This is a genomic window from Streptomyces carpinensis (assembly GCF_002154505.1).
GTDB lineage: Bacteria > Actinomycetota > Actinomycetes > Streptomycetales > Streptomycetaceae > Streptomyces > Streptomyces carpinensis.
On sequence record NZ_MUBM01000507.1, the window covers coordinates 1 to 3,017 of the forward strand.

General features: G+C 72.9%; 2 protein-coding genes. One reads left to right on the plus strand and one right to left on the minus strand.

Annotated elements, in window-relative coordinates; all coding sequences use genetic code 11:
• Nucleotides 1-209 precede the first annotated feature (209 nt).
• Nucleotides 210-1,022 (plus strand): SAM-dependent methyltransferase, encoded by an 813-nt coding sequence (locus BZY54_RS45035; RefSeq protein ID WP_086731146.1) that lies wholly within the window; start codon nucleotides 210-212, stop codon nucleotides 1,020-1,022.
• Nucleotides 1,023-1,251: 229 nt separating this feature from the next.
• On the opposite strand, the gene BZY54_RS45040 is transcribed toward BZY54_RS45035, so the two are convergent.
• On the minus strand, nucleotides 1,252-2,625 hold the full coding sequence (locus BZY54_RS45040; protein WP_086731147.1) for an SMI1/KNR4 family protein: 1,374 nt from the start codon (nucleotides 2,623-2,625) through the stop codon (nucleotides 1,252-1,254).
• Nucleotides 2,626-3,017: the final 392 nt, after the last annotated feature.

Genomic DNA, 3,017 nt, shown 5'->3' on the forward strand with positions numbered 1-3,017 from the left:
GGCCCGGCCGGAGCCCCGCACCGTCGGCGCGGGCCGGCTGGACGCAGCGGCTGCCGTCCGACGTGCCGTGCGCCGTGACCGTGTGCGAACCGCGCGGGTAGGGGCGCCGGTCGAGGCCGAGGCCGACGCGCAGGAGAGGTCGCCGCACGCCAACTCCGGCCGCTAGGTTGCCTTTTGAGCGATCACCTGTCTGACCTGGAGGGCGGCACGTGACCGAGAGCCCCGCCTTCGGCGAGCTGAGCAAGAGGATCAAGACGGACCAGCCGCACACGGCCCGCATCTGGAACTACTGGCTGGGCGGCAAGGACAACTACGCGGTCGATCGGCAGACGGGGGACCAGATCCGCCGGCTGCACCCCGGGATCGGGGACTACGCCCAGGCCGACCGGCGATTCCTCGGGCGGGCGGTGCGCCACCTGGTGGGCGAGGCCGGTATCCGGCAGTTCCTCGACATCGGCACCGGCCTGCCCACCGCGGACAACACCCACGAGGTCGCCCAGCGCATCGCACCCGAGTCCCGCGTCGTCTATGTCGACAACGACCCGATCGTCCTCGCCCACGCCGCGGCCTTGCTCGACAGCAGCCCCGAGGGCCGCACCGACTACCTCGACGAGGACCTGCGCAACGCCGGCTCCATCCTGGAACAGGCCGCGCGCACGCTGGACCTGAGCGAGCCCGTGGCGCTGATACTGCTCGGCGTCGTCATCTTCGTGGGGGACGACCAGGAGGCGTACGGGATCGTGCGCCGCCTCGTGGACGCCTTGCCGAAGGGCAGCCACCTGGTGCTGTCGCACACCGTCACACGGCCGGACATGCCCGACGTCGACGCCGCCGTGGCGTTCTGGAACGAGCACGGCACGCCGAAACTGACCCAGCGCACCCCCGGCGCCGTCGCCCGCTTCTTCGACGGCCTGGAACTGCTCACACCCGGCGTGGTCTCGTGCAACCGCTGGCGCCCCGACACGGACGGGCCCGAGCCGCCCGAGGTCGCCATGTTCGGCGGAGTCGGCCGCAAGAACTGACTTCCCGCGCGCCTTCGCCGGTCGTCCGGTCGCGCGCCTTCGCGGGTCGGGCGGCGGGGTCACCGCGTCTCAGGGCGGTGGCCCCGGCGAACCGGGCGCCGGACCGCGCACGTACGGCCCCCTGCCTCGAACCGGCCCCTGCCTGCGAGGGGCACCGCGCTGTCGCCGGTCCACCGGGCCGGCGGCGTGCCGCGCCTGGCGCGTGAACCCGCCACCCCCACCAGGGAGTTCAGGGCAGGTCGCCTTCGAGGACGGTCCGGGTGATCGGGGGCCGGTCCCAGAGCGCGAGCAGCTCATTGGCGAGGGCCGTGGTCGCGAGCGGGTGCCGATCGCCGTGCACGACCACGGCGGCGGCCGAAAGGCCGCGCGGAACCGCTCCCGCGCCGAGGAGGACACGCCACTCCTCCGGTCCGAGCTCCAGGAACTCCAGGCCGGTCAGCTCCGCGATCTCCAGGGGGTCGGCGAGGGTGCCGGGGTAGGCGCTGAGGGTCCGCAGGCGGGGCAGCCCGAAGACGGGGGCCAGACTGAGCGGATCGTGGTCCCACACGCCGATGGACAGGACCTCCAGTCCCGAGTGGGCGGCGGCCTCCACGCTCGTCAGGCCGCGGATGTTGACGTGCGCCACGACCGGCGGCCGGTCCCCGCCGCGGCCGGAGCGCCCTCGCCGGGGCACGTTCAGCACCAGATCGGTGAGGGAGTCGGCGAGCGGTTCGGCGCCTATGTTCCGCTCGTGGCTGAGCATGATGATCTGGCCCGTGTGCCCGCGCGGCCCCGGGGTCAGGTCGACCGCGATCCGGTCGCCGCCGCCGTTGTCGCCGAAGACGATCCAGCCGGGGGAGCCGACCAGCCCCTGCACCGTCGCGTCGGGCGGGGTGACGACCGCCTCCTTCGCCGCGAACCGCCACAGACACGGACGGGACGCCGCGTCGGCGACGTACAGGTCGTCCAGGGGGAAGAGTTCGCAGCCCACCGCGCGGCAGATGCGGTCGGCGGCCTCGTGGTCGTCGCGCCAGTCGTCCCACCGGGCCCGCGTCACCCGGTACAGCGCCTTGAGCTCGTCGGGCAACGCGACGCCGAGACGCGCCTCCGTGGCGGCGATCTCCGCTTCGGTGGCGCCGATGGTGCCGGGGACCCGTTCGCGCAGTGTCCGCTCCAGCGCCGCCGGATCCGCCGACGGCGCCGGCGCCACTCCGGGCACCGGGTCGGGCAGACGGCGCCAGGGCTCGGGGACCGCGCCCTCGACCAGGACGAGCGAACCCGGATGCGGATCGCCGATACCGGGCTCCACGGCGGGACCGGAGCACAGCACGTGCAGCACGGCCCTGCCGGCCGGCGCCGGCTCCGCCACGAAGGACACGCTGTCCTCTCCGGCCTCCGCGAGCGCGCTCTGCACCCGCCTCACCGCGGCGAACTCCTGCTGCATGTCCTCCTCCCGGGCGGCTTGTCCGGGCCGCGGGAAACCCCGCCGCACGGGCACGCTCCAGCCGAACCGGCCGATCTGTCCGCCCACATGGCCGTCCGGCGCGGCGAGCCGGTCCGCGTTGCCGGCCCACAGGAGCCTCAGCAGCGGTTCCCAGGTGGCGAAGTCGTGCAACGAGGGCAACGGTGGCCTCCGGTCGTTCCCGTGATCGTGGTGAAGACGATTATCGCCCTCGTCCGTCGCCGCTGGGTCCGTCTCTTCCCCGTCTTCCTCGTTCCCGCGTAGTTCTTCCTTCTGAACGCCAACGGCCCGACAGGAGCGGCGATTTCGTCAACGCTTGAAAGATTCCCGCGTTCAAGGGCTTGCCGCGACTGTCGAGTCATCAGTTAAATCAAGCCGTGAACTAAGCGGCGGAATCGTGCCGTTGGCGCTTCGCGTGCGGTGTGCCGCCGGTACGTCCGTCGCCGTCACCTCCCCGACGCACCCACAGGGATTCGTATGAGACGCAGATCCTTGGGTGTCGCGCTCGCCGCAGCGGCAGCGCTCATCACCCTTCCCGCACACGCCCCCGCCGC